General features: G+C 50.6%; 15 protein-coding genes. 1 reads left to right on the forward strand and 14 read right to left on the reverse strand.

What is annotated here, in order from left to right:
• Nucleotides 1-17 precede the first annotated feature (17 nt).
• The 13 genes from BQ5591_RS14305 to BQ5591_RS14365 all read right to left on the reverse strand — a co-directional run bounded on the left by BQ5591_RS14305 (nt 18) and on the right by BQ5591_RS14365 (nt 20,539).
• Nucleotides 18-2,603, reverse strand: a complete 2,586-nt coding sequence (locus BQ5591_RS14305) for a DUF5686 and carboxypeptidase-like regulatory domain-containing protein (RefSeq protein ID WP_071150741.1) — start codon at nt 2,601-2,603, stop codon at nt 18-20.
• A 164-nt stretch (nt 2,604-2,767) separates the two neighbouring features.
• Entirely contained in the window at nt 2,768-4,036 is a 1,269-nt protein-coding gene (nqrF, locus tag BQ5591_RS14310) for an NADH:ubiquinone reductase (Na(+)-transporting) subunit F (RefSeq protein ID WP_071149866.1), read from the reverse strand.
• Between the two features lie 19 nt (nt 4,037-4,055).
• The gene (gene nqrE / locus BQ5591_RS14315) at nt 4,056-4,682 is read right to left on the reverse strand and encodes an NADH:ubiquinone reductase (Na(+)-transporting) subunit E (RefSeq protein ID WP_071149867.1); all 627 of its coding nucleotides are present in this window, start codon (nt 4,680-4,682) and stop codon (nt 4,056-4,058) included.
• Between the two features lie 90 nt (nt 4,683-4,772).
• Complete coding sequence (locus BQ5591_RS14320; RefSeq protein ID WP_071149868.1) at nt 4,773-5,408, reverse strand: NADH:ubiquinone reductase (Na(+)-transporting) subunit D; 636 nt, start codon at nt 5,406-5,408, stop codon at nt 4,773-4,775.
• Nucleotides 5,409-5,412: 4 nt separating this feature from the next.
• Nucleotides 5,413-6,102 (reverse strand): Na(+)-translocating NADH-quinone reductase subunit C, encoded by a 690-nt coding sequence (locus tag BQ5591_RS14325; RefSeq protein WP_071149869.1) that lies wholly within the window; start codon nt 6,100-6,102, stop codon nt 5,413-5,415.
• A gap of 15 nt (nt 6,103-6,117) precedes the next feature.
• Nucleotides 6,118-7,287 (reverse strand): NADH:ubiquinone reductase (Na(+)-transporting) subunit B, encoded by a 1,170-nt coding sequence (locus BQ5591_RS14330; protein ID WP_022163792.1) that lies wholly within the window; start codon nt 7,285-7,287, stop codon nt 6,118-6,120.
• Between the two features lie 39 nt (nt 7,288-7,326).
• The gene (locus BQ5591_RS14335; RefSeq protein ID WP_022163791.1) at nt 7,327-8,676 is read right to left on the reverse strand and encodes a Na(+)-translocating NADH-quinone reductase subunit A; all 1,350 of its coding nucleotides are present in this window, start codon (nt 8,674-8,676) and stop codon (nt 7,327-7,329) included.
• 198 nt (nt 8,677-8,874) lie between these two features.
• Complete coding sequence (locus BQ5591_RS14340; RefSeq protein ID WP_071149870.1) at nt 8,875-12,096, reverse strand: efflux RND transporter permease subunit; 3,222 nt, start codon at nt 12,094-12,096, stop codon at nt 8,875-8,877.
• Nucleotides 12,097-12,296: 200 nt separating this feature from the next.
• Nucleotides 12,297-13,781 carry a TolC family protein gene (locus tag BQ5591_RS14350; RefSeq protein WP_071149872.1) on the reverse strand — a complete coding sequence of 495 codons (1,485 nt, stop codon included), beginning with the start codon at nt 13,779-13,781 and terminating at the stop codon, nt 12,297-12,299.
• A 33-nt stretch (nt 13,782-13,814) separates the two neighbouring features.
• Nucleotides 13,815-16,913: an efflux RND transporter permease subunit gene (locus BQ5591_RS14355; RefSeq protein ID WP_071149873.1), complete on the reverse strand. Its 3,099-nt coding sequence runs from the start codon at nt 16,911-16,913 to the stop codon at nt 13,815-13,817.
• Nucleotides 16,914-16,940: 27 nt separating this feature from the next.
• Nucleotides 16,941-18,026 carry an efflux RND transporter periplasmic adaptor subunit gene (locus BQ5591_RS14360; protein WP_071149874.1) on the reverse strand — a complete coding sequence of 362 codons (1,086 nt, stop codon included), beginning with the start codon at nt 18,024-18,026 and terminating at the stop codon, nt 16,941-16,943.
• A 353-nt stretch (nt 18,027-18,379) separates the two neighbouring features.
• On the reverse strand, nt 18,380-18,535 hold the full coding sequence (locus tag BQ5591_RS21445) for a hypothetical protein (RefSeq protein WP_159434488.1): 156 nt from the start codon (nt 18,533-18,535) through the stop codon (nt 18,380-18,382).
• 597 nt (nt 18,536-19,132) lie between these two features.
• Nucleotides 19,133-20,539: a C1 family peptidase gene (locus tag BQ5591_RS14365; protein ID WP_071149875.1), complete on the reverse strand. Its 1,407-nt coding sequence runs from the start codon at nt 20,537-20,539 to the stop codon at nt 19,133-19,135.
• Between the two features lie 330 nt (nt 20,540-20,869).
• Between BQ5591_RS14365 and BQ5591_RS14370 the strand changes: the two genes are divergently transcribed.
• The gene (locus BQ5591_RS14370) at nt 20,870-22,075 is read left to right on the forward strand and encodes a BamA/TamA family outer membrane protein (protein WP_071149876.1); all 1,206 of its coding nucleotides are present in this window, start codon (nt 20,870-20,872) and stop codon (nt 22,073-22,075) included.
• Nucleotides 22,076-22,242: 167 nt separating this feature from the next.
• On the opposite strand, the gene BQ5591_RS14375 is transcribed toward BQ5591_RS14370, so the two are convergent.
• A complete protein-coding gene (locus BQ5591_RS14375; protein ID WP_071149877.1) occupies nt 22,243-24,018 on the reverse strand; it encodes a biotin/lipoyl-binding protein in 1,776 nt (591 codons plus the stop codon).
• Between the last annotated feature and the right edge of the window lie 329 nt (nt 24,019-24,347).

The raw sequence follows: 24,347 nt of genomic DNA on the forward strand, positions 1-24,347 counted from the left end.
TACTTCCTTTCTTTTCTTTAGAATATCGTCAATATCATAAAACGTATGCCATCTTTCTGTACCCCCGGCATATTGGTATAGGTCAGACGCCGGACATATTCGATATGTATCAGCTTGAAGATGTTATATATTCCCACACTTGCTTCGACATAAGGCGTCTTGCCCATCACGTAACTGGTTGGCAATCCGTTGCGCATCGGAAACAGGAACAGGTCGGGATTGTTGCTCTTGTACGGATTGTTCTTGTCTGTCAGTGTTCCCCACAAGCCCCGGATGCGGAAACGCTCACGCCACTTCAGGCGCTTGATAAGCGGAATACGGTTGAAAAGTTTTCCGTTCATGTCATAGCTCAGTGCCAACGACGCATAGCGGTCGTTCAAGAACTCCATATTGTCAATGAGGTTAAATGACTCATTATTCTGGGTAATGTACGAAAGATTGGCCATAGGCAGATTCAGCAAGGGGAACGGAACCGTGTTCCATTGTGCGCCGGCACGGGCCGTAACATCCAGCTTGCCCCACGAGCCAAACCATATACGCTTACGCAAACTGAGTTCTGTCAGGTTGAAGTTGTATTCTCCACCCAGCACTCCCTTAAAGCCGGCCGTATGCGACAGTGTGAATACCGGAGCATCGAGCGACACCGGTACACGGCGCTGCTTGGTATTGACAAACGTCTCGCCAGGAGCATAGCGCAACGTAACTCCCAGTTCGGTGGTAGTCATGTCGTGCACCAGCGTATTCGTGGCATCCCACTGGCCGGCCACCTTGCCATTGTTCTTCCAGTACTGCAACACGCCGGCAGGCTGATCGTTGCGGTGGCGTGCCATAGCCATTACGGAGAATCCGCTATTGGTTTCAAGCTCATAAGTCAGCGTAGCATCGCGTATATAGGACATCTGGTCGACAGTGGTCCACTTCCATCCGACAAACATATTATCCTTATCGGTCATCAGATACTTGTCCATAGGCGACATGACGTCGTAAGTATACTTAAAGGCCAGATAATGTTTGGGGAACTCCCACAGCACATATTCGCGCTTGTTGAAAGAATAGGCCGCCTGACCGGAATAAAACCATTTCTTGTCTTTCGTACCATAGGCTCCATAACCGCTGAAACTCCAGTGTGGATGCAGGTTTCCGGTAGTCATAGCACTCAGACGGAAACGGGTGCCGTTGACATAGTTACTGGTAATCATTGTATTGATAGGACCAATATCCACTTTGCTCGGATGCTCTTTGCTACCTGTTTCCACGAAATTCTCGATCAGCGCCTTGGCACCAAAGATGACGTATTTGAAACCTGGTATCTGCTCAATCCGGTTCATGAATATGTCCATGTTGCTCTCTTTCTTGGTGAGAGGAACCTGCCGAACCTTGGCCCAATATTCATCACTCTTGGCCAGCATATTGGCTTCCTTGATAACATTTCCTTTCAAACGGAAAAGCCGCGGTTCTATTTCATCGAATTTATAATCCGTATATTTGGTGGTACGTTGCACTTCCAGTCCCTGAATGCCTTTCACAAAAACCAGTTCCACCGTCATATCATCGTCGGTCAGCACCCAGTTACCGTCGGGCAGCTGCTCATATTCCTGAACGATATCCATATTATCCACAAAGTTCACCCCCGTTCGTTTGGGCAGATTCATGGTACAGCGTTTCACTGCATACGTAGAGTCTTTCACCACATACAAATGTCCGGTAAAGCCAAAGTCTTGCGGATTCTGAGGCACAAAAGTCAGGTGCACACACTCCTGTTTGTCCACCATCAAGGTATCCATCAGATAATATTTGTAGAAAGTAATGGCTCCCCGACCGATGGGGCTCACAAAACGGCGTTGCAACAGACGGATATCATCATCGTAGATATTAATGTCCGAAAAGACATCATTCAAGATAGTACCCAGCATATCGCCGGTATTAAAGAACTCTTCGATACCGGTTGAATTCATTCCTTCAATGATGGTCTTCTCGCTTTTCGGACTCTTCCGGTAAATGGTTCGGGAAGCCGTTTCCTTGATCGAAATGGGAAGAATCATCTTGTTGGTCTTGGGCGAGACTTCTACCTGGTCTTTGAAGAAAGAGAATTTCTTATAGATGCCTTTTTCCATCTTCTCCGGAGTGACATCGTTGATGGACATCTTCATCTTCTCGTACTTCTGGTACTGGTAATAGTCATTCTCTTCCAGCTTCAAAGCCTTCTTATTGGCAATTACTTTTCGCATGAAATCCACGGCAGGATTATTCTTACGCGAATATTTTTCCTTTTTGGGCTTTACTACGACTTCGGACAGCATCACATCAGCCGGTGCCAATTGTACATTAAGAACCTTGGTATCCGGAGTCAGCTTCACCCGCTTTGTAATATATCCAATAGCTGAAAACATCAGCTCATCCCAGCCCTTACGTGTCTCGACTTGATATTCACCCTCGGCATTCGTTATGGCGCCCACTCCTTTTCCCTCGTACTGAACGGTAATATACATCAGAGGCTCATTGGTCAAGGAATCCGTAACCACACCTTTTATCTGGGCAGAAGCGTCAAAAGATATGAATAGAGACACCAGACAGAAGAATAAAACGGTATATATATGCTTCATACATTCCATAATCAGACCGCAAAGTTACGAAATTACCGCCAAACCCAAAACATTTATAATCCTAAAGAAACAAGACGAATGTTTATCTATATAAAAACGACGGAGCGACAACTGTTTCGAAATCCAGTTGCCGCTCCGCATTTATCCAGTTTCAGGCAGGTTAATTATCCGCCGAAGTTATCGTACATAATGCTGGATGACTCAACACCCAGACCGTCAAGCATGTTGACCACAGCCTTCGACATCGGGCCAGGACCACACATGTAGTATTCAATATCTTCGGGAGCCTCGTGATTCTTCAGATATGTGTCGTACATAACCGTATGAACGAAGCCCGGAGTATACTTCACGCCTGCAGCATCGGCAGCAGGATCGGGACGGTCGAGTGCCAGATGGAAGTGGAAGTTGGGGAATTCTTTTTCCAGTCCGAGGAAGTCGTCCAGGTAGAATACTTCGTTCAAGGCACGTGCACCGTAGAAGTAGTGCATTTCGCGGTCGCGAGTATTCAGTGTCTTGGTCATGTGCATGATTTGTGCACGCAACGGAGCCATACCGGCACCACCACCTACCCAGATCATCTCCTTCTTCGAATCGAAGTGCGGATGGAAGTCTCCGTAAGGACCACTCATCGTCACCTTGTCACCCGGTTTCAGGGTAAAGATGTAAGAAGAAGCGATACCCGGATTAACATCCATAAAGCCACTGCGGTCGGGCTTGAACGGAGGAGTAGCGATACGTACTGTCAGCATGAACACATCACCCTCGGCCGGATAGTTGGCCATAGAGTAAGCACGTACGGTAGGCTCAGGGTTGACACACTTCAACGGGAAGAGGCCAAACTTCTGCCATGCCGGCAAATACTCGTCGCCGATAAGGCCTTTATCGATATCCTTGTCATAATCCATCGTGAATGCAGGAATCTTAATCTGTGCATACGAACCCGGCAGGAAGTCCATATGGGCACCAGCAGGAAGCTGAACCTTGAACTCCTTGATAAAGGTAGCCACGTTCTTGTTGGAGATAACGGTACACTCGTACTCTTTCACTCCCAATACACTTTCGGGCACCTTGATTGACATGTCACCCTTCACCTTGACCTGACAACCCAGACGCCAGTGGTCTTTCTGTTGTTTACGGCTGAAGTGAGGAACTTCAGAAGGCAGAATTTCACCGCCACCTTCTACAACCTGACATTTACATTGTCCGCACGATCCTTTTCCACCACAGGCAGAAGAAAGATACACACCATTAACAGCCAAGGTATTCAGCAAAGTACCGCCAGATGCAACATCCAGCACTTTGTCGCCGTTCATGGTAAGTTTCACGTTTCCTGAAGGCACCAGGAAGTTCTTGGCAACCAGCAGAATTATCACAAGCAACAGAACAACCACCAGGAATACTCCAATGCTTGCTAATATCATATTCATATCCATTGTCTTATTCCTTTCTTTATTAGATGTTCAAACCAGAGAAACACATAAATGCCATTGCCATGAGGCCTACTGTGATAAACGTAATACCCAGACCTTTCAGCGGGGCAGGAACGTCCGAATAAGCCATCTTTTCGCGAATGGCAGCCAGACCTACGATAGCCAGCAACCAGCCCAGACCCGAACCAAGAGCGTAAGAGATAGAATCCCAAACGTCACCGATGTACTTCGGATCGCTTTCGCCCAGCGTAATACGCTGCTGCATGAACAGAGAGGCACCCATGATGGCACAGTTAACGGCAATCAGCGGCAGGAAGATACCCAACGAGGCATACAATGAAGGGCTGAAACGCTCTACAATCATTTCTACCAGCTGTACGATAGCTGCAATCACGGCAATGAAAAGAATAAAACTAAGGAAGCTCAAATCCACACCCTCGATGAGAGCGTTCGGACCCAGCACTTTAGTCTGCAACAGATAGTTGACCGGCAGCGTAACCACCAACACGAAGGTTACCGCAATTCCCAGTCCGACGGCAGTCTTCACATTCTTCGATACGGCCAGATAGGAGCACATACCCAGGAAGAATGCGAATATCATGTTGTCCACGAAAATGGAGCGGACGAATAAACTTAATAAATGTTCCATAATTTATCTTGAATTGAGAATTCAGAATTAAGTATTAAGAATTTCCCATAACGGATTCTTCATTTTTCATTCTTCATTCTTCATTATATATTATTTATCTTGCAACTCTTTATGACGCGAACGCTGGTACCAGATAATGCAGGCAAGGATGATCAGTGCCATAGGCGGCATCAGCATCAAACCGTTGTTCACGTAACCGATCTTCTGAAGGGGTTCGTAATTCAGGATATTGAATCCGAACAGCGTACCCGATCCGAGCAGCTCGCGGAAGAAAGCTACAATCACAAGAATCTTGGCATATCCCAAACCGTTTCCGATACCGTCGAGGAAAGATTCCCACGGACCGTTTTGCATGGCAAATGCTTCCAAACGTCCCATCAGGATACAGTTGGTAATAATCAGACCTACATATACCGAAAGCTGAACGCTGACGTCATAAGCAAACGCTTTCAGGATCTCGCTCACAATGGTCACCAACGCAGCTACGACAACCAACTGGACAATGATACGAATGCGGTTGGGGATCGTCTTACGTATCAGTGAAATCACTACATTTGAAAAAGCGGTAATGACGGTTACGGAAAGACCCATCACGATGGCCGGTTCCAGCTTGGCAGTTACAGCCAATGCGGAACAGATACCCAATACCTGCACGGTGACAGGATTGTTCATTCCGATCGGAGTTGAGAATACTTCTTTATTCTTCTTCGAAAACAACTGTCCCATATTCTTATTCCTCCTCATTATTATTGGTTAAAAAACTCTTGTAACTGCTCAGACAATTCTTCAGCATGGCGTCAACACCAACCGAGGTAATGGTACCTCCCGAAATTCCGTCCACCTGATATTCCGGTTTTTCTACCTTACCGTTCTTTACAACGCCCAAGGCTATCTCGCCGTTTTCCAGCGTTTTCTTTCCCGGGAATTCGCCCTGGAAGTGTGCACCGGCAATTTCGGCACCCAGACCCGGAGTTTCGCTGGCATGCGAGAAGTATACACCGTATACGGTATCCTTATCGCCGTTCAAAGCCACATATCCCCAGATGGCGCCCCACAAACCGGCACCGTAAACGGGGAATACATACTTGGTTTCACCATCAACCTCGGCTACAAACACGTGCAGGCGGTTGTTTTCTTTAGCTTCTTTCTCGAAAGCAGTCACAAACTTGCCGGTGTATTCGGTCAGCGAACCGTCTTCGTTCACCAGCATGTCGCTCTTTACATATTTATTATATTCGGCTTCGGCATCCTTCACCTCCTTCACGTTGAGGGCAGCAAGAATCTGCTTCTTCGTATCGAGCTCTACATTCTTGTTCTGAGTCTCTTTCAGCGAAGAACTTACGAATGCCAGCAGGAATGCAACGATAATCACCATTACCGAAGCATAAATGATAGTATAACTATTGCTATTGGTATTCATTTTCTTTCGGTATTTTTAGCGGTTAGACTTAGTTGCACGTTTGGCACGGTTGTTGATGTTGCTCTGCACTACACAGTAGTCGATCAGCGGAGCAAAGATGTTCATCAGCAGGATGGCCAGCATCATACCTTCGGGATAACCGGGGTTGAGCACACGGATAATGATAGCCATTGCACCGATCAGGAATCCGAAAATGTATTTTCCGGTCTCGGTACGTGCTGAAGTAACAGGGTCGGTAGCCATAAACACGGCACCGAAACAGAAACCACCGAGCACGAGGTGTTCGTACCAGGGCATCTGTGCCATCGGGGTGTCAGGACCAACGGTATTGAATACCCATGCCATAAACGCACCACCTACGAATACGGAGAACATAGTCTTCCAGCTGGCAATGCCGGTCCACAGCAACAGGATGGCACCCAAAGCAATGGCAATGACACTGGTCTCACCGATAGAACCGGGGATAAGACCGGTCACCATGTCCCACGAGAATTCGGGATAAGCACCAGTCGTAGAAGCCACACCCAGCGGAGTAGCCACTGTCAGACCGTCGACCTGCTGTCCAAGGCCACAGATAGAATCGCCTGAAACCCAAACAGCATCACCCGACATCTTGGTAGGATAAGCAAAGAAAAGGAATGCACGGGTGATCAAGGCTACGTTGAACACGTTCATACCTGTACCACCAAACACTTCTTTGGCAAAAATAACGGAGAATGCAGTAGCAATGGCCAGAATCCACAACGGACAGTCAACCGGCACAATCATCGGAATCAGGATACCCGATACCAGGAAACCTTCCTGAATCTCTTCCTTCTTCCATTGGGCAACAACGAACTCAATGCCCAGACCTACTACATACGAAACAATGATTTTCGGCAATACGGCCAGGAAGCCATAGCCAAACATCTCAATAAAACTACCGGTTGCGCCAGTAGCATGGAAGTGCTGATAACCCACATTGTACATACCGAACAGAAGTGCCGGTATCAGCGCAATGACTACCATAGACATGATACGTTTGCTGTCGATGGAGTCATGAATATGCGTTCCCGATTTCGAAGTGGTGTTAGGCACGAACAGGAATGTTTCGAAACCATCGAACACCGAACGAAATGCGTGGAATTTGCCGCCCTCTTCAAAGTTAGGCTTTATCTTGTCGAGATAATTTCTTAACGCTTTCATTAATATTCTGCTATTTTATAAATGTTTCTGATTCGTGAATTACGCCATTTCGGCACGGAGCATGTCAAGACCCGCACGCACGATGCGCTGAACTTCGACCTTGGACGAACATACAAATTCGCAAAGGGCAAAATCTTCGGGAGCCACTTCGTAAATACCCAAAGCCTCCATGCGGTCAATGTCACCGGCAATGATGGCTTTCACCAGGTATTCCGGATAAATGTCCATCGGGAACACGCGGTCGTATTCGTTCGACATGATCATGTGACGTTCGCCTCCCTTCACACGGGCGTCAATCACATATTCTTTCTTACCCATCAGCCAGCTGAAGTAAGAGTGGCTTACGCTGAACTGATTGAAACGCGGCATAATCCATCCGAGCATTTCGTGTGTTTCGTCGCCTTCGGGGATAACGGTGAGCTGGCTGTCAAAAGCGCCCAGATAACCGTTCGGAGACACTTTCTTTCCGGTCAGCACGTTACCGCTGATATAACGCAGGTCCTTGTCGGTAGTGACATTTCCCTTGAACACGTTGGTCAGCAGCGCACCGACTTTCAGCTTGCAATAAGCAGGTTTCAGAACTTCGCTTCCTGTTACGGCCACCGTGCGGGTCAGGTCTACCCGACCTGTATTCATCAGACGGCCGATGAAGATAACAGCTTCGGCACCAATCGTCCATACTGTTTCACCTTTCACAATCGGCGAAATGTGGTTGATCTGCACACCTACATTACCGGCAGGATGCGGACCGTCGAAAGCCGTGATGGTTACATTCTTTGCACCTGTCAGAGCTGCACTCTTCTGCTTCACGCTGATGCTCAGGTAAGTCTTGGCCATCTTAGCCAAAGCGTCGAGTCCTGTCTGGAAGTTCTTCTCCTCGCCTTTCAGGGCAAACTCGAAATTGGGAGCCAGCGGATTGCTGTCGAATGCCGATACAAAGATTGCTTTCGGAGCAACTGTCGGATCGGCGATCACATCGTAAGGACGCTGACGGATGAAAGCAAACATACCGGCTTTCAAGAGAGCAGCTTTTACCTCCTCTGCGTTCATCTTCGACGGATCCATCTTGCCGAACTCCTCGTAATCCTGTTCAGTAGCAGCTTCTACTACGATGTTCAACACCTTACGGCGTGCACCGCGCTCCACGCTTGTCACTACGCCACTCACGGGCGAAACAAAATTTAATTCGGGATGATTCTTGTCAATAAACAAGGGTCCTCCGGCCATCACATATTCCTGTTCTTTGACCACCACTTTCGGAGTGATACCGGTAAAATCATCGGGAACCAATGAATAGAATCCCGGCTCTTTTACGGTAACAAGCTCTTCCGCGGCTTTGCCTTTCAGGTTGATGTCAAGGCCTTTGCGTAACTTAATTACATTTGCCATGCGTTTATCTAAAATAATGGTTTCATTAAATTTGCGGCAAAAGTAACAAAAAAGAATGTGAATAAAGAGTAAAAGTTAAAGGAATTAAAGAGAAATTTCCGTAATACATTCCGTTAACGAGCACGAAGTTACTGTTTCACGTACAAAACAAGGGCTGGACACGCCTGCCACCCCTTGTCTGCGTGCCCCACACGACTATCATTTTTTCACTGTCTTCGTGGACTTATCCTTCTTCAGGCAAAGCAACGGAAGGAAGAAAAAAATACCGATGACCGACATCACCAGTCCGCCGATCGTACCTGCTGCCAACGGAAACCAGAAACCTTCCTTTTCGGTACCTACCATGAATGGAATAAATCCTAACACGGTAGATATCACAGTCAGGAAAATCGGAACAATCTTCGCATTCCAAGCCTTCACATAAGCATAATATCGGGACATGTGCGGGAAGCGCCGGCAAATGCCATTGTATTCGTTCAGGATGTAGATACTCGCATTGACCGTAATGCCACACAACAATACAAATGAGGCAAATCCTCCCTGATCGAAGTTCAGCTGGAACCAATAGAACGTCAGGAAAACGCCGATGTACGAAACCGGTATGATGAATATAATGGCCAGCGGTTGCTTCAGCGAGTTAAACAGGATGCTGGTCGTACAGAAAATGATGGATATCACGATGAGCAGAAGCAAGTACTGCTTGTTGATGCCTCCGCCCCACCCCCATGTCTGGCGCTCCGACTCGGCCGTATACCCCATCGGGAGCAGCTTCTTGATGGCTTCCAGATCGCGCTCCTGCACCCGGTTGCCCATTTCGTACGAACCGATATATTCGTATTGCAGACACAGGCGGTACTGCTGGTTCTCCTTCGCAATGTTCTGGGGCATCTGTCCTTTCTCCACCACAGACAGGTCGGACAGCTTATACTGCTTGTCGGCCGAATAGCCGTAAGGATAGTACTGCATGGCCCAACTGTCGTACTCGCCCGACTGCCTGGAGGACAGATTCAACCGTTCCGAACCATTCTCGGTAGGAACCGTTCCCACCGATATGTTTTTACTGAAAATAGGTTCCACGGCATTGAACAGCATGCTTGCATTGACTCCTTCCTCTGCCATGCGCTGCTTGTCCAAATCGAAATAGAACTCCTGGTAATCGTCCTTCCACCACGAAAACTCCGAGTTGATGGTGACTTCCTTTATACGCCGGTGGGTCAGCAAGGTGTCTTTCAGCGCTTCGGCCCATTTGTACAGCTCGTCGTAATTGTATCCGTACATGCGGATGCGGTACGAACCGGCACTTTCGCGCACGTCGTTGCTGAAGCCCTGATCCTGCAGACCGTAAACGCTCCAACTGCCTCCACCCAGCTCCAGTGCTTTCGAGATGATGCCCGCTTTCAGCGTATAGGGGAAACCGCTTTTTTCTGCTTCCTTCTTGAAATAAACGTTGATGCTGGCCCGGCGGGCATTGTAAACATTGGTCTGGAACTGTCTGATTTCGCTGAACTGCGTCAGATAGGTTTCCATCCGCTTCACCAGCGTGTTCATCTGCTCCAGCGTGCTGCCGTTGGGCAGATTGGCATTGGCGGTCAGCACCACTTCCTCGTTGCGGGTAAAGTAACTGCCTTCGTACACCTTCTCCACAAACAGCCGCCAACTGCCTCCCAAGACTTTGTCCACGATGGGTTTCACCGATTCCTTGTATGTGGTAGAGCCTAACGTCTTGTTATACAAGTCCGGCCACGTGCCTTCGCCCTCCAGCTTTTCGGGCAACAGGAAGACCGGCAACCCGAATGCCAGCACCAGCACTACGGCTACCGCCCAGCGCCAGCGTTGCAGAAACTTGATCTGACGGATGTAGTAATGAGAGAACCAGACCGCACACCGCTTTGCGCTGAACGTCCGGTGCCATTTGTCTGCCATCCGCTGACGCCAGCGTTGCAGGAACAGCAACCGGCGTTTCTTCGTTGACGGCTGATAGGTCAGTCCCGTCTTTTCGATCATGGCCGGTACGAAGAACAGGGCCACGAACAGCGAAACGGCCAGATTGATAATGACCACTGCCGCAAAGTCTTGCAGATTCAGCCGGATACGTTCGTCCAGGAAGAAGACAATGACCAGGGCTCCCATCGTCGTCAGCGTGGCTGCCAGCACCGACATGAACGCCTTCAGATTGCGGCGGTGCAGAATGTGGTCGGTCATCACAATGGTACTGTCTATCACCAGATTCAGCGAAATGGTGATACCGGCCAGCGAGTAAAGCTGCATCTCCAGTCCGAACAAGTAATAGAAAATGATGGCCACCGCTATGTTGATAAACAGACTGCTGACAATCAGCAACAGATACTTACCTTTCCGTGTGATGAGCCATACGAAGACAAACAGGATGAGCACCGTCAGACCGGTCCGCAGATAGATTTTATTCATCTCCGCATGTATGTATTCGGTAGCATCGTATCCGATATGCACTTCATATCCGGCGGGCAATACCTGCTGTATGCTTTCCATTTCCTGTTCCACCAGTTTGCTCAGTTCCAGCTGGTTGGCCGTTTCCTCGGCTGTGACGGACAGGTAGATGGAGTTCAGTCCGTTGATGCGGTAATAGCTTTGAGGCTCTTCTTCGGTGTGGACGACGCTGACCAGCTGGTCCAGCCGGAACAGTCTTCCGTTGGAGGCCGTCACCGTAATGGTAGTCGGGTCGAAGCCGAAATCGGTCTTTTCCGGGACCAGCGCCAGTCTGATCCACTGCTTGCCGCCGCGTCCGTTGTCCACGTTGTGCGTGCCCAGGAACTCTTTCCGGTACGCCTGCTGAATGGCAGCCTGAATATCGTACGGGCTGATTCCCAGCGTACGCAGCTTTTCGCTGTCGTACTCCAGCCTCCACTCCATCGGGGTGGCTCCGCTTACGTCCACCTTGTACACGCCCGGCAAGGCGGCCAGACGGGGCTTGATGTGTTCCTCGGCGTATTGCTGAATCCAGATGGGGGAAGAAGGCGCATTCAACGTGAACGAAATAAACGGACGGTTGGCATCGTCTTCGGGCATCCGCATCTGGATGTACGGATAGCTTACCCCATCCGGCAGTCCCGACCAGGCCTGCCTCACCACGGTAGAGGCTTCGAAGCGTACCACGTCGATGTCGGCATGTTTGTCCAAATCGACATCAATTCTTCCCCATCCGTTTCCCGAAGTCGAATTCAGGTTCCTGACTCCCCGGATGCGTGCCAGCATGGCTTCCAACTTACTTGTCACTTCCATCTCGACCACCCGCGACGAAGCTCCCGGCATGTTGAAGCCGACACTGAAGCCCGGCAAGGCACGCGACGGATTCAGCTTGACAGGCAGCAACGGCACTAATGCCAGCCCCACCAGCGCAAGGCAGATAAAGGAAACGATGACTGTAAAAGAAGAATGTCTCATTAGTGACTTATTAATTTAAGTTTCGGCTTTACTATCTACAATTCCCGGCGGCTTTTCACGCAATTCCCGCCGGCTTTTCACGCAAAATCCGCCGGCTTTTCCCCGAAAACCCCTCGGCTTTCCAACGGAAACTCCCCGGCTTTTGCCTGAGTCGCATTCACCTCCCGCGGTGCGGAAGGCGGACGCCTGTTCTACGGCTGTCAATTGTCATAATCGAACTTTTCCGACAGCGAGAAGCCCGACATGAAGTCGTGCAACGTCAGTTTACGTATCTTGTAGTAGTTCAGCCAGTAATTCTTTAAGGCCGATATGTAGTTGCGTTGCGCCTCCTGCTGACGGTTCAGCGACAGGGTAAGGCTGTTGATGTCTGCCTTACCGATGATGAACCGCTGACGCGTCTCTTCGTAAGCCAGTATGGCCAGGTCGAGTGCCTCTTCCGCACTGCTTACCAGGCTTTGCTGTATGTTGAAGTCGCTGACCGTCATCACCACTTCTTCCTCGATGCTTGCTTCGCTCTGACGTGCTGAAGTCCTTACCACATTCAGGTTGTTGCGAGCCATGTTGTATTTGCCTTTCCTCACGCCCCAGTCCACCAGCGGGATGCTGACGCTGACCGACACCATCTCCTGCTGCATAGGCCGTCGGTATGCCTCGCCAAACTGTTCGGCCACCTGGTTGAAACCGATGCTGGCATTGATGCTGGCGTTGAAGCGCGACTCCTTCTTGGTGCGGTCCACATTCTGCTCGGCCTCCAGTATGTTCTGCTTCAGTTCCAGGAAATCCGGATTGTTGGTGCGGGCGGCGGCCAGAGCCTCATCCACCGGCACAACCAGCGAACGCGGCGTACCGGGCAGCTCCAGCCGTATCTGGGTGTTCTTCTCCATATTGAGGAACGAAGCCAGCGCAAACATGGCACGCTTCAGTGAACTGGCCGCATTCTGCAAGGTGTTGTGGGCATTCACCACGTCGAGCTTCAAGGTCAGCAGGTCGGCACGGCTGATGGACGCTATCTTCAGGCGTTGCATGCCGATGCTGTACAGCGTATCTGTCGAAGCCACGTTGTCCTTGGCCAAGTCGTATTCTGCCTGTGCCATGGCCAGGTCGAAGAAGTAGGTGGTGGCCAGCTCGGACACCTGTTCGGCGTTGTAAATGTATTCTTTCTTCACCTTCTCGTACTTCAGAGGCTCTATCTTGCGTTCCCAGCGGAAGGCATTGTAACCCACCAGGCTCTGCGAGTATCCCAACCGGATAGGCACGCTGGTATACTGCGTATATTGGTTGGACCCGAAGCTACGCATGAAGCCCAGTTCCGTGTCGATGTAGAAGGTACCGCCCGTCAGGTCCAGATTCTGCCGGATGGCCAGGTTGCCATACGCGTAAAACGACTGCTGGCTGCGATAGATGTCCAGGTCCTGTTCCGAGTCGTACCGGCGTGTAATGTCGCGGTTATACTGGGCGGGCGTCATGTTCAGCGTCAGGCTGGGCAGGCGGTTGGCCTTGTACGTGCGATACTCCCAGTAGCCTGCCAGATACATGTTCTGCGTGCGGAAAGCTTCCAGCGAACTGTCGTTGGCCAGTCTGATGGTTTTCTCCAGATCCAATACCACCAGTTGCTGGGCTTCGGTTTGCACGGCCGGCAGGCAGATGCCGAGCCCCCATCCTATCAGAAAAATAAGTTTTTTCATCTGTTTGTTCGAATTAATCTCCTCAATACAGAGTCAGCACGATGCTGTCTCACTCTTTACCTTTCGTTCACTTTTTCTATATATGTACCAATATATCAGCGGAATAATAAACAGACTGACTAACGTGCCTATCAGCATGGCTCCGATCATGGCGATGGAAAGCGGCTTTTGCAGCTCCGAGCCCATGTCGAACGAGAACAGCAAGGGCACCATGGCAAATATGGTGGTCAGCGAAGTCATCACAATGGGACGCAAACGCCTGCGGCCTGCCTCGTGTATGGCCTCCAGCAGCGGCATCCCGCCCTTACGCAGCTCGTTGATGGCATCCAGCTTCAGGATGGAGTCGTTGATGATGATACCGCAGGTCACTATCAGTCCGATGGCCGACATCAGGTTCAGCGTATGCCCGCATACCCACAGCAGCACCAGCGAGAAGGCGACATCGACCGGAATCTCGAACAGCACGATGAGCGGTTGCAGGAAACTTTCGAACTGTGCCGCCAGGATGAAATACATCAGTAGGATGGAAACGAACAGGATAACGACCAGCTCGTCCAGCATCTTCTGGTTCGAGAAGAAGCTTCCGCTGAACACGGTGTCCCACTCGTCCGAAGCCTCGGTCACCTTGTCCACCCCAGCCATCAGCTCGGGCGCATCTTCCACGTCGTAGAAGCGGAAGGGAATGTATTCCCCGCTCTTTCCGGCAGTGATGGTCTTCAGGTCTTCACCTGCCGTCACTTTCACCAGCATCGAAAGGGGGACGTACTCTACCTGCCCCAGTCCGTCGGGGCGTGTCTGTATCAGGGTGTTCTGCAGAATCTCGTTGACCGTCTGCTCCTCGCCCACGATGCTGACGGGCAAATACTGCTGATAAGAGTGGAGCATGGCCACGCTGTTCTCCTTGAAAGCTGTTTTCAGGGTCCGGTACAGTTCGTCGTAAGCCACGTTGTAGAGCAGCAGACGTTCTTGCAGAATACTGATGTTCAGCTGGTTTTCGAATGCGATGCCCACAGGAGGATTACCGGTAGTCTTTGCCAGCTGCTTTTCCAACTCGCGCAACTTTTCCGCTTCGGGAGTCCGTTCCTTGCTCCGGGCATACAGTTCGGCTACGACATCGGCCTCGCCGGTGACAAACAGTTTCTCGAACACCGTCTCGGGAGGCGAAAACGAAATGACCGCATACGGATAGTGCTCGGCCACATAGGCATAGACCGCTTTCTGCAACGGAGCGATTTCTTCGGGCTTCTCTGTCTTGAAGTACAGTTCCGCTTCCGACGACGAAAGGGGGCGGTCGCGTTCCAGCAGGTAGTCCTGCTGACCGATGGCTGCGGTGCGTTCCACCGTCTTTCCGGCAAAATGCTCCAGCAGACGGTCCACCCTGTCGCGGTTTTCATCCACGTGGATGTTCTCGTTCCACTCGACGCGTGCCAGCAGCTCGTTCTGATCGACGGCCGGCATCCGCTCTTTGTCGATGAAGCGGAACATGAACACGCAAAGGGGGATGGAGACTGCACAGAACAACAGGCTGACTGCCTTATGCCGGAATACCCAGTCGACTCCGGCATCGTAGAAGCGATCCATGGTATGCTCCTTCAGCGGATTGGGGATGCGAACCCGGCTGAGCCACGACTTCTGGTGCAGCTTTGTCCCATAAGCCAGCGAATAGAGAACGGGCAGCAACAGGATGCCCGTGAAATAGGACACAAGCAAACCTGCCGTTACGGCAAACGCCTGATCGTAGAACAGGGCACCGGCAATGCCGCTCATGAATATCAGCGGGACGAACACCGCCACCGTCGTCAGCGACGAACTCAGCATGGGCGTGATGACTTCACTGGCTCCGGCGATGCAGGCACGGTGCAGGGTAAAGCCCCGCTCGCGGTACTGCGAGATGTTTTCGGTGACAATGATGCTGTTGTCCACCATCATACCCTGCGCCAGTATCAGTCCGGACAGCGAAATGATGTTGAGCGACATGTTGAACAGGTAGAAGACCAGAAAGCAGACTATCAGCGACACCACCATACTCAGCCCGATGATGAGCGGCGAACGCACGTCGCCCAGGAACAATACCGCCACAATGCAGATGAACAGGAAACCCAATGACAGGTTCTGTTGCAGGTTGTCGATGGTGTAGTCCAGCAGTTCCGTCTGGTTGCGGCTGATGCTGAAGTCGATTTCGGGATAAACCCAACGGAAATAATTCATCACACCGTTCACCGCTTCCTTCATCTTGTCCATATTCTCGTCGGCCTGCTTGATGACAGCCAGCGTCACGGCGCGCTTGCCGTTGCTGACCGACAGTCCACGCTCATCGACCGGCACAATGCCTACCTGGCAGAAGTCGCCCAATCGGACAATGCGGTCGCCCTTACGCAGCAGGATGTTTCTGACGTCTTCCTCCGTACGCAGCAGGGTCGAGAACTTGATGCTGTATTCGTAATATCCGTCGCGCACGCTCATGCTGCCCGGCTCTACGTTGTTCTGCGACAAGGCGCTCTCGATGTCGCCTATCGTCAGTCCCAGCACAGCCAGCTTGGCCGGATCGGGAACAATGCTCACTTCTTTCTCTACCAGTCCGGTCACGTCGACCATCGCCACTTCGGGCAGCTGTTCGATGCGTCTTCTGATTACGTTTTCGGCAAACTCGCACAAATCCAGAAAGCGGTCGTCGGCCTGCATGTTTCCGATGCTGTCGTCCTTCAACGTCAGGTTCAGGTAGAAAACGGGGATGTCCGTCGCGCTTGCCTTCACCACCTTGGGCCGGTCCGTATCCTTCGGCAGATAGTTCATGGCGGCGTCTATCTTCTCGTTCACCTCGATGAAAGCCAGGTCGGTATTGGTGCCGTAGTCGAAGCTCAGCCGGATGATGCCGGCACCGTCTCGGGTCTCGCTGCTCATGTCCCTCAGTTTCGAGACTTGCACCAACTGTTGGCGCAGGGGCCTTACCACCGTGTTCTCCAGTTCGCGCGCCGAAGTGTTGGCCACCGACACCTGCACGGTAATTTCGGGTATGGCGATGTCGGGCAGCAACGACACGGGCAAAGTAGAATAAGTCACCAGCCCCACGATGAAGCATGCCGCGAATGCCATCAGCACGGCAATGGGCCGCTGTATCAAGAACTTTATCATAACCCTCTCTGTCTTGTCCTGTTGTTACTACTTTGTTTCCTCTACTACGGTGACGGGCGCTTCATGGGCCAAATTCACGTTGCCGGTGGCTATCACCAGGTCGCCTTCTTTTATCTCTTCCCCCACGAGCGTATAGCTGTCCGAGTTCTCAAGCTGTGTCTGCACATAGTTCCATATCGCCATATCGTTCTTCAGCGTAAACACCACCTGCTTGCCCGAGCGCAGCACCAGCGCACTCTTCGGTATCACCAACTGGTCGGGCAGTTCGCGGCGTACCTTCACCCGCACGTTCATTCCGCTGAACAGTTCGCCGCGGCTTGCCACCGTTGCTTTCACGTTCACCATGCCTTTTTCATCTACCAGGGGATTGATTTCCGAGATGCGTCCTTCGTATTTGGCTCCGGGATTGGCATAAGGCGACACCGTCACCTTATCGCCCTGCTTGATCAGGGGCAATTCATTTTCCAGCACCGTAAAGTCTACTTCCATCCGGTTGGAACCGATCACCGTACAGAAGGCATCGGCAGTCGACACCCTGTTATAAGGCTTTGCAAAAAGATTGGCCACCACCCCGTCGAAAGGTGCCCGCAGCGTAGCATGTTCTTCTTCGTAGCGTGCTATTTCGTATTGATAAAGAGCCTGGTCGTAGCCGCTTTTCACCTTGGCCAACCGCATGACGTCGGCGGGCACACTGGCCGTATCGCCTACAGCATATCCCTGCCCTATCAGTACGTCCTGCAATTCCAGTTTGGCTTTTGCCAGCGCGTCAGTTGCCTGAGCCGTCTTATTCTGCAGAAGGAAAGGGTCCAGTTCGGCCAGTGGCTGATTCTTTTTCACACGTGTTCCGTTTTTCACATATATTTTTGCCACCACTCCTCCGGTTTCGAAATTCAGGGCTGCTTCTTCTGCCGCTTTCATTTTGCCGTTGCTCACCAGTTCATGATAGAAGGTCTGTCGTTTCAGAGGCACCACCGTCACTTCAGTTTTCTTGTCCGGCAGCACGGTATTCACTCCCTCTTCTTCCACCGTTTTTTCCTTACCGGCTTCCGAACACGCTCCCAACAGGAAAGGGAGCATTCCACAAAATACGCAAGTGTAAAAAAGTATTTTCATCGTATTCTTATAGTTATTTGTTTTCAATGGTATTATTATCTTGTTTTCACATGTATACTTTTCCTGTTCCACTTAAGGATTTCCAAAAGTATGCAAAGGATTCGAGCTTTGCAAACAGATCTGACTGACAAAAACTGACAACCCTTATATCCAGCAGATTACGCCTATAAATAGCACAACATTGAAACGTTTCCGAACGATTTTGTAATGCCGGTGAACGATTTTATACACTATTTCAGACGTATGTATCCATTCCTGAAGGCGATTCAAAGCCCCATCCACACCCCAAATCAACTCGCTTCCGCCGGTGAAGGCACAAAGTCCGAACGATGTAGAATGAGCAAAATTTATCATTATAAGCGTTCGTCGTCAGGACCGTTTCCTATCTGCCCGAAAGAGAAATAATGCCTACTGTCCGAAAGATCCCACAATGTAAAGCAAGGTTCCATCTTATCATTCTGCAACAGGATAACAGGACGCCAAGAGGAAAAGGCATAATACCACCCCATAAATCTCCTTCATACAGTTCATGTTTGATATTATCATTTATTTAAGTTTCGCAAATGCCCAACTTATTAGTTGACAAGGCTTCAGTTAACAAGTCTACTAGGCTGGAACTCAACTATTTGATAAACAGCCGTTTGAAACAGCTCGCTACAAACACCTTGTCAACTCATCAACTTGCTACTCGTTACTCGTCAACTGCAACTTGAGCTTGCAAATTGAAAATCGACGAAGTCAAAGTTGAGCTATACACCCCGTCATCCCGAGCGTTGCGTTTTAATGGCAACTCTCCTATTTTGACAGCCTCAAATGTAACAGATTTCTTTTTACTGGAATACGGTAAAAACGACTTCTTATACGACAAAAACGACTTTTGTTTCCTCATTTCGTTCCTAAGCCCTACGCTTCTGACATTCATAAGTACCTATCCGGCAGCAAGAGAGAGAACAAGAGACACCTATAATACCCGGATGTCATGCCAAGAAAAAAGAACAGCCGGCTACAGGATATAAGCAGACAAATCGGAAGAGAGTGCAACTCTTCGCACCGCTTCTATCCCGCAGCCGGCTATCATTTATACCGGACAACGTAAAAGAGAAACTTTATTCCTCTTCGGCAAACATCGGATCCCAGGCAGGCAACTTGATCGGCTCCTGACGGAAAAGCTTCATCACCTTTTCGGGCACATACTTCGTCTCGACTACCAGACGGAACATATATTCGTCAAACCAGCGGTCGGTCATGATGAGGTGTCCTTGCCAGCCGCTCGACGCTCCCCAGCTGTTCTCCACCAACCACTTCACGGGCTTGCCGTCCTTGTCAAGGTCGACACCGGCCAGGGTCATGGCGTGGCTCGATCCGCTGGAGAAGGTGGCGATGCGCTGCTTCTTGTCCATGCCGAAGGTAACTCCCATCAGCGAAGCATAGTCGTAATTGTTCACGTCCAGCAGGCCGCGCTCGGAGTTGAGTTGCTGACCCACGTCGCACGAGAAGTACATCATCGTACTGTCCTTCAGCGAAGCGATGGCCATCTGCTTGATATCTTCAATAGGCAGGTTGACGTACGTCCAGTTGTGTCCGTCGTAACGGTGGCGGTCGTAGTCTATCTCGTAAGTCTTATAGTATTCGCGCGTAGGATCGTTCATCAGCATCACGTAGTCGGTCAGCAGCTTGGTATCGCCATACTTCTGGAGGAAGGTCATCGGCGTGTGGTGTTCCGTTTCTACCGGATTGCCCTTGGCGTCCTTGCGCACATAGTCGAACTCGGCAGGCGGCATGCCCAGGTTGAGCACCAGCATGCGGTAGACAGTACCCAGCATGGCGGTCTTCTCCCGCTCCAGCTCGTCGGCCTTGGCACCACGTGCCACCATGTCACGCAGTTGCAGGCCATATTCCTTCAGCTTCAGGCTGATGAGCGATGCCATACGCGAGGTGTTCGAACTGCTGTTTGTCTCGGGCATGGCCTCGGCAGGCACCAGTCCGTACTTCGACACGATGTCGGCCACTCCCGTAAACGTACCGCCGTCGCTCAGCGGATGCTTGAAGAGCCACTCCACCGTCTGGTCGCTCATGGGCAGCTTGCCGGTGTCGATAACGCCTTGCAGGAAGAGGTTCGACTTCTCCAGCTGATCCCAGAAGAAAGGATAAACTTCGGAAAACTCGAACGACGGAAAGCCGAAACGCGCCATCGTCTTGGCACGCATCACGTTCAGCCCCGTAAACAGCCAGCAACGACCGGACGACTTCTGGTCGGTGATGCCGCTGGACTTGACACGAACCGAGAAGTGTGTGTCCATACCTTTCATATTCTCCTGGTTCAGGGCCAGACGACGGATATCGTTGTTGCCGATGGCATTGCGTAGTGCCTTGTCGGCAGGTGTCCCCTGATAACTTTGACGAATCTGTTCGAGCATAGAAGGACTGATTCCTCCTTCACCGCCTCCCTGCGCACTGGCCGAAAGAAAAGCCGTCGTGGCGAGAACAAATACAGATAACAAATGTTTTTTCATAACGATCGAAACAGTTTTTATTGTTGATAAAATATGATGATTAATGGTGAATGGTCAATGATTAATGGTGAATGGTTAATGGTCAATGGTGAATAGCCTAAGAAATTCTTCATTCTTCATTCTTCATTCTTCATTTATTTTATTCTTCATTCTTCATTCTTAATTCTTCATTCTTCATTTTTCTCCATTCTTCATTTATCAAAATCCCTCCCAAGCTGACAAATATAACACCTTTTTTGAAAAATTTAGTATTGTCTTTAGAATAATTGTCCATTTATAAGGAAACTGATTCAAATAAAATAGTTTTCTTTGCACCCTCATTCGTACGATATGAAGAAATTTATCCTGAGCTTGATAGCCCTGCTGGCACTGACCAGCCTTTTGCCTGCACAAGAAGTGCAGACAGACTCTGTAAAGACCGAAGACAGCCACGCACTGACCCGTAAAGAACTGCATAAGCAAAAAGTGGCGCGACGCAATCTGCACTACAACATTCTGGGCGGTCCCAGCTATACCCCCGACTTTGGAGCCGTATTGGGAGGAAGCGCATTGCTGACTTTCCGCATGAACCCCAGCGACACCACCCAGCGACGTTCAGTAGTCCCCATGGCACTTGCCTTCATGTTCAACGGCGGCATCAACCTCTTTTCCAAGCCACAGCTCTTCTTCAAGGGCGACCGTTTCCGCATCTTCGGTAAGTTCTCGTACAAGAATACGCAGGAGAATTTCTACGGCTTAGGCTATACCACCAACCGCGACTATGTGCGTAGCGACACCACCAGCCAGTACCGTTACAGCGGCATACAGGTGAATCCGTGGTTCCTCTTCCGTCTGGGTGAAAGCAACTTCTTTGCCGGACCGCAGATCGACATCAATTACGACCACCTGACCGATCCAGCCAAACACCTCGTCAACGAGCCTACCTACCGGGCAGCCGGCGGAACCGACAAGGGCTATAAACAGCTCAGCTCGGGTATCGGCTTCCTGCTGACCTACGACAGCCGCGACGTACCTGCCAATGCCTACACCGGCCTTTATCTGGACGTACGTGGCATGGCCTACTCGAAAATCATCGGAAGCGACCAGAACTTCTACCGGCTGGAGATAGACTACCGCCAGTACAAGCCTCTGGGCAACCGGAAAGTGCTGGCCTGGACCGTACAGACCAAAAACGTATTCGGCAACGTGCCCCTTACGCAATATGCCCTGACCGGTACTCCTTTCGACCTGCGCGGCTACTACATGGGACAATACCGCGACTATTCATCGCACGTCGTACTGGCCGAATACCGCCAGATGATCAACACCGACCAAAGCAACTGGTTCAAACGCGTCCTGCATCGGCTGGGATTCGTGGCATGGACCGGATGCGGCTTCATGGGTCCTACGATGGGCAAAATAGAAGGTGTCCTTCCCAATTACGGCGTCGGACTGCGCATCGAAGTACAGCCCCGTATGAACGTACGCCTGGATCTCGGGAAGAACACCGTCAACAATCAGACTCTCTTCTATTTCAATATGACGGAAGCCTTCTGATTTGAAGGAGAATGAAGAACTTATTAAATGGAGAATTGATAATGGATAATTGAGAATGAGTTTGCGCGTGTTCATTCTTCATTATCCATTATCCATTCTCAATTCTCAATTATCTTAGGTATCGGCTTTAACTTCTATAACTTCTATAACTCCTAAGGACAATCTCCTTACGCCGGTTCCTCCCCGCGCTCGATATAAGCCAGCACGTCACCTTTCTTCACATAGCTGCCCTGCTTGGCACATACCTCGATGATGCGTCCGCTGAAGTTGGCCGTCACCTTGTCGTGCGTTCCCCACGGCGTGGTGATGTAGCAGAAGGTATCGTCGGGCTCGTACTTGTGACCGGGCTCGGGTGACATGGACGGGTTGGTCACATCTATTTCCCAAATCACCGTTCCCTTCGCCGGTGCCGTGATAGGCTCTGCCTTGGCACGCTTCAGTTTCTTCACATCTTCGTCCGAGAAGCCCTTGCCCAGCAAGGCCGATTCCTTGGCACGCTGCAGGTCGGTCTCGAAACGTTTGCGGGCCACGCCCGACTTATAGTCGCGATACTGGCGGTCGTGCATAGCCAGCTCGAACAGTTCTTCTTCGTCTTCGCCCACGTCCCAGCCGTTCTCCTTCATCTCCTTGCGGTACTCGTCCAACTGGTCGGGATAGTACGATTGCGGATCGGCATCGGTAAACTCGTAGTTGTTCTTCCGGGCCAGTTCCACGATTTCCGGATCCAGCTTGCCCGGCAGACGTCCGCTCTTGCCCAAAATCATGCCCCACGTGTTGTTGTCGATCATCGTCCAGCGCTCTTCGCCCTTCACCTGCGACATGACATTCATCAGTGCCACATTCTTCACATACTGGCTGAAGGGGGTCACCAATGGCGGATAACCCAGCTTGGGCCATACGTATTCCACCTCGTCGAACAGCATCACCAGCAGGTCGTCGATGCTCAGTTCCGGTTCGCCCTTACCTTTCAGTATCAGGTTGATGCCGGCATGCACGCCTTTCAGGTCGGCCATCATCGAGCCCATCATTCCGCCCGGCAGTCCGCACTTCAGCAGTAGCGACGACATGTGCTTGTTGCTTGGGTCCATGAAGTAGCCCAGGAAGTCGTCGATGAACTCCTGCGTCAGCGAGCGGGCTTTCATGTAAGCCTTCATGTTGATGTCGGGCACCTGGAATCCCTTGTCGCGCAGCATGGCCTGCACCGAGATAACGTCGGGATGCACCTTTCCCCACGACATGGGTTCCATCGCCACGTCGATGATGTCGGCCCCGTTCTCGCACACTTCCAGGATGGAGGCCATCGACAGTCCCGGACCGCTATGGCCGTGATACTGGATGATGATATCCGGATGTTTATCCTTGATGGCTTTTGTCAAACGTCCCAGCATGCCCGGACGTCCGATGCCTGCCATGTCCTTCAGACAGATTTCGGGAGCACCCGCCTCGATCAGCTGGTCGGCAATGGCCGCGTAATATTCCACGGTATGTACGGGCGAATGGGTAATGCAAAGCGTAGCCTGGGGAATCATGCCTGCCTCAAGCGCATACTTGATGGAAGGGATGATGTTGCGCGTTTCGTTCAGTCCGCAGAAGATACGGGTGATGTCCACCCCCTGGGCATGCTTCACCTTATACATCAGCCGGCGTACGTCGGCCGGCACCGGATACATGCGCAGTGCATTCAGTCCGCGGTCCAGCATGTGGGTCTGTATGCCTGCCTCCCTGAAAGGTTTGGTAAAGGCACGCACGGCCTTATTCGGATTCTCACCATAAAGCAGGTTCACCTGTTCGAAAGCGCCGCCATTGGTCTCAACGCGGGCAAAGCATCCCATTTCTATAATTACCGGAGCAATGCGGACCAACTGGTCCACCCGTGGCTGGTACTTTCCGGACGATTGCCACATGTCACGATAGACAAGACTGAATTTAATCTCCTTTTTCATAACGGTAGGGGAATTAAAGGTATTATTTGTTCGGTTAACTTAACATAGACAAATATAGCAGATAATTCTGACATATCGACAATAAAAGAGCAGATTTCTTTCACCCAAAAGATATGTTATATATCATATTGTCAGAATCGGCTTCATTCTTCATTCCCCTTTCCGATATGCATTCCTTATTTTTTCCGAAAAAATCGTAAAACATCTGTGATTTTTTTATAGTTTTGCCTACATACAAGTAAACAGCCTTACGGCTTTTAGTTTTTGAGTTCTTGAGTTTTTTAGTTTTTAAGCTGAGGAATACGAAAACTTATGAGCCTATAAACTCT

This window comes from Bacteroides ndongoniae (assembly GCF_900108345.1).
Classification (GTDB): Bacteria; Bacteroidota; Bacteroidia; order Bacteroidales; family Bacteroidaceae; genus Bacteroides; species Bacteroides ndongoniae.

Bases quoted from the DNA above. Each gene is read 5' to 3' on its own strand.
- BQ5591_RS14305 (WP_071150741.1), bottom strand. From the start codon at position 2,603: ATGAAGCATATATATACCGTTTTATTCTTCTGTCTGGTGTCTCTATTC.
- nqrF (WP_071149866.1), bottom strand. From the start codon at position 4,036: ATGGATATGAATATGATATTAGCAAGCATTGGAGTATTCCTGGTGGTT.
- nqrE (WP_071149867.1), bottom strand. From the start codon at position 4,682: ATGGAACATTTATTAAGTTTATTCGTCCGCTCCATTTTCGTGGACAAC.
- BQ5591_RS14320 (WP_071149868.1), bottom strand. From the start codon at position 5,408: ATGGGACAGTTGTTTTCGAAGAAGAATAAAGAAGTATTCTCAACTCCG.
- BQ5591_RS14325 (WP_071149869.1), bottom strand. From the start codon at position 6,102: ATGAATACCAATAGCAATAGTTATACTATCATTTATGCTTCGGTAATG.
- BQ5591_RS14330 (WP_022163792.1), bottom strand. From the start codon at position 7,287: ATGAAAGCGTTAAGAAATTATCTCGACAAGATAAAGCCTAACTTTGAA.
- BQ5591_RS14335 (WP_022163791.1), bottom strand. From the start codon at position 8,676: ATGGCAAATGTAATTAAGTTACGCAAAGGCCTTGACATCAACCTGAAA.
- BQ5591_RS14340 (WP_071149870.1), bottom strand. From the start codon at position 12,096: ATGAGACATTCTTCTTTTACAGTCATCGTTTCCTTTATCTGCCTTGCG.
- BQ5591_RS14350 (WP_071149872.1), bottom strand. From the start codon at position 13,781: ATGAAAAAACTTATTTTTCTGATAGGATGGGGGCTCGGCATCTGCCTG.
- BQ5591_RS14355 (WP_071149873.1), bottom strand. From the start codon at position 16,913: ATGATAAAGTTCTTGATACAGCGGCCCATTGCCGTGCTGATGGCATTC.
- BQ5591_RS14360 (WP_071149874.1), bottom strand. From the start codon at position 18,026: ATGAAAATACTTTTTTACACTTGCGTATTTTGTGGAATGCTCCCTTTC.
- BQ5591_RS21445 (WP_159434488.1), bottom strand. From the start codon at position 18,535: ATGGGGTGGTATTATGCCTTTTCCTCTTGGCGTCCTGTTATCCTGTTG.
- BQ5591_RS14365 (WP_071149875.1), bottom strand. From the start codon at position 20,539: ATGAAAAAACATTTGTTATCTGTATTTGTTCTCGCCACGACGGCTTTT.
- BQ5591_RS14370 (WP_071149876.1), top strand. From the start codon at position 20,870: ATGAAGAAATTTATCCTGAGCTTGATAGCCCTGCTGGCACTGACCAGC.
- BQ5591_RS14375 (WP_071149877.1), bottom strand. From the start codon at position 24,018: ATGAAAAAGGAGATTAAATTCAGTCTTGTCTATCGTGACATGTGGCAA.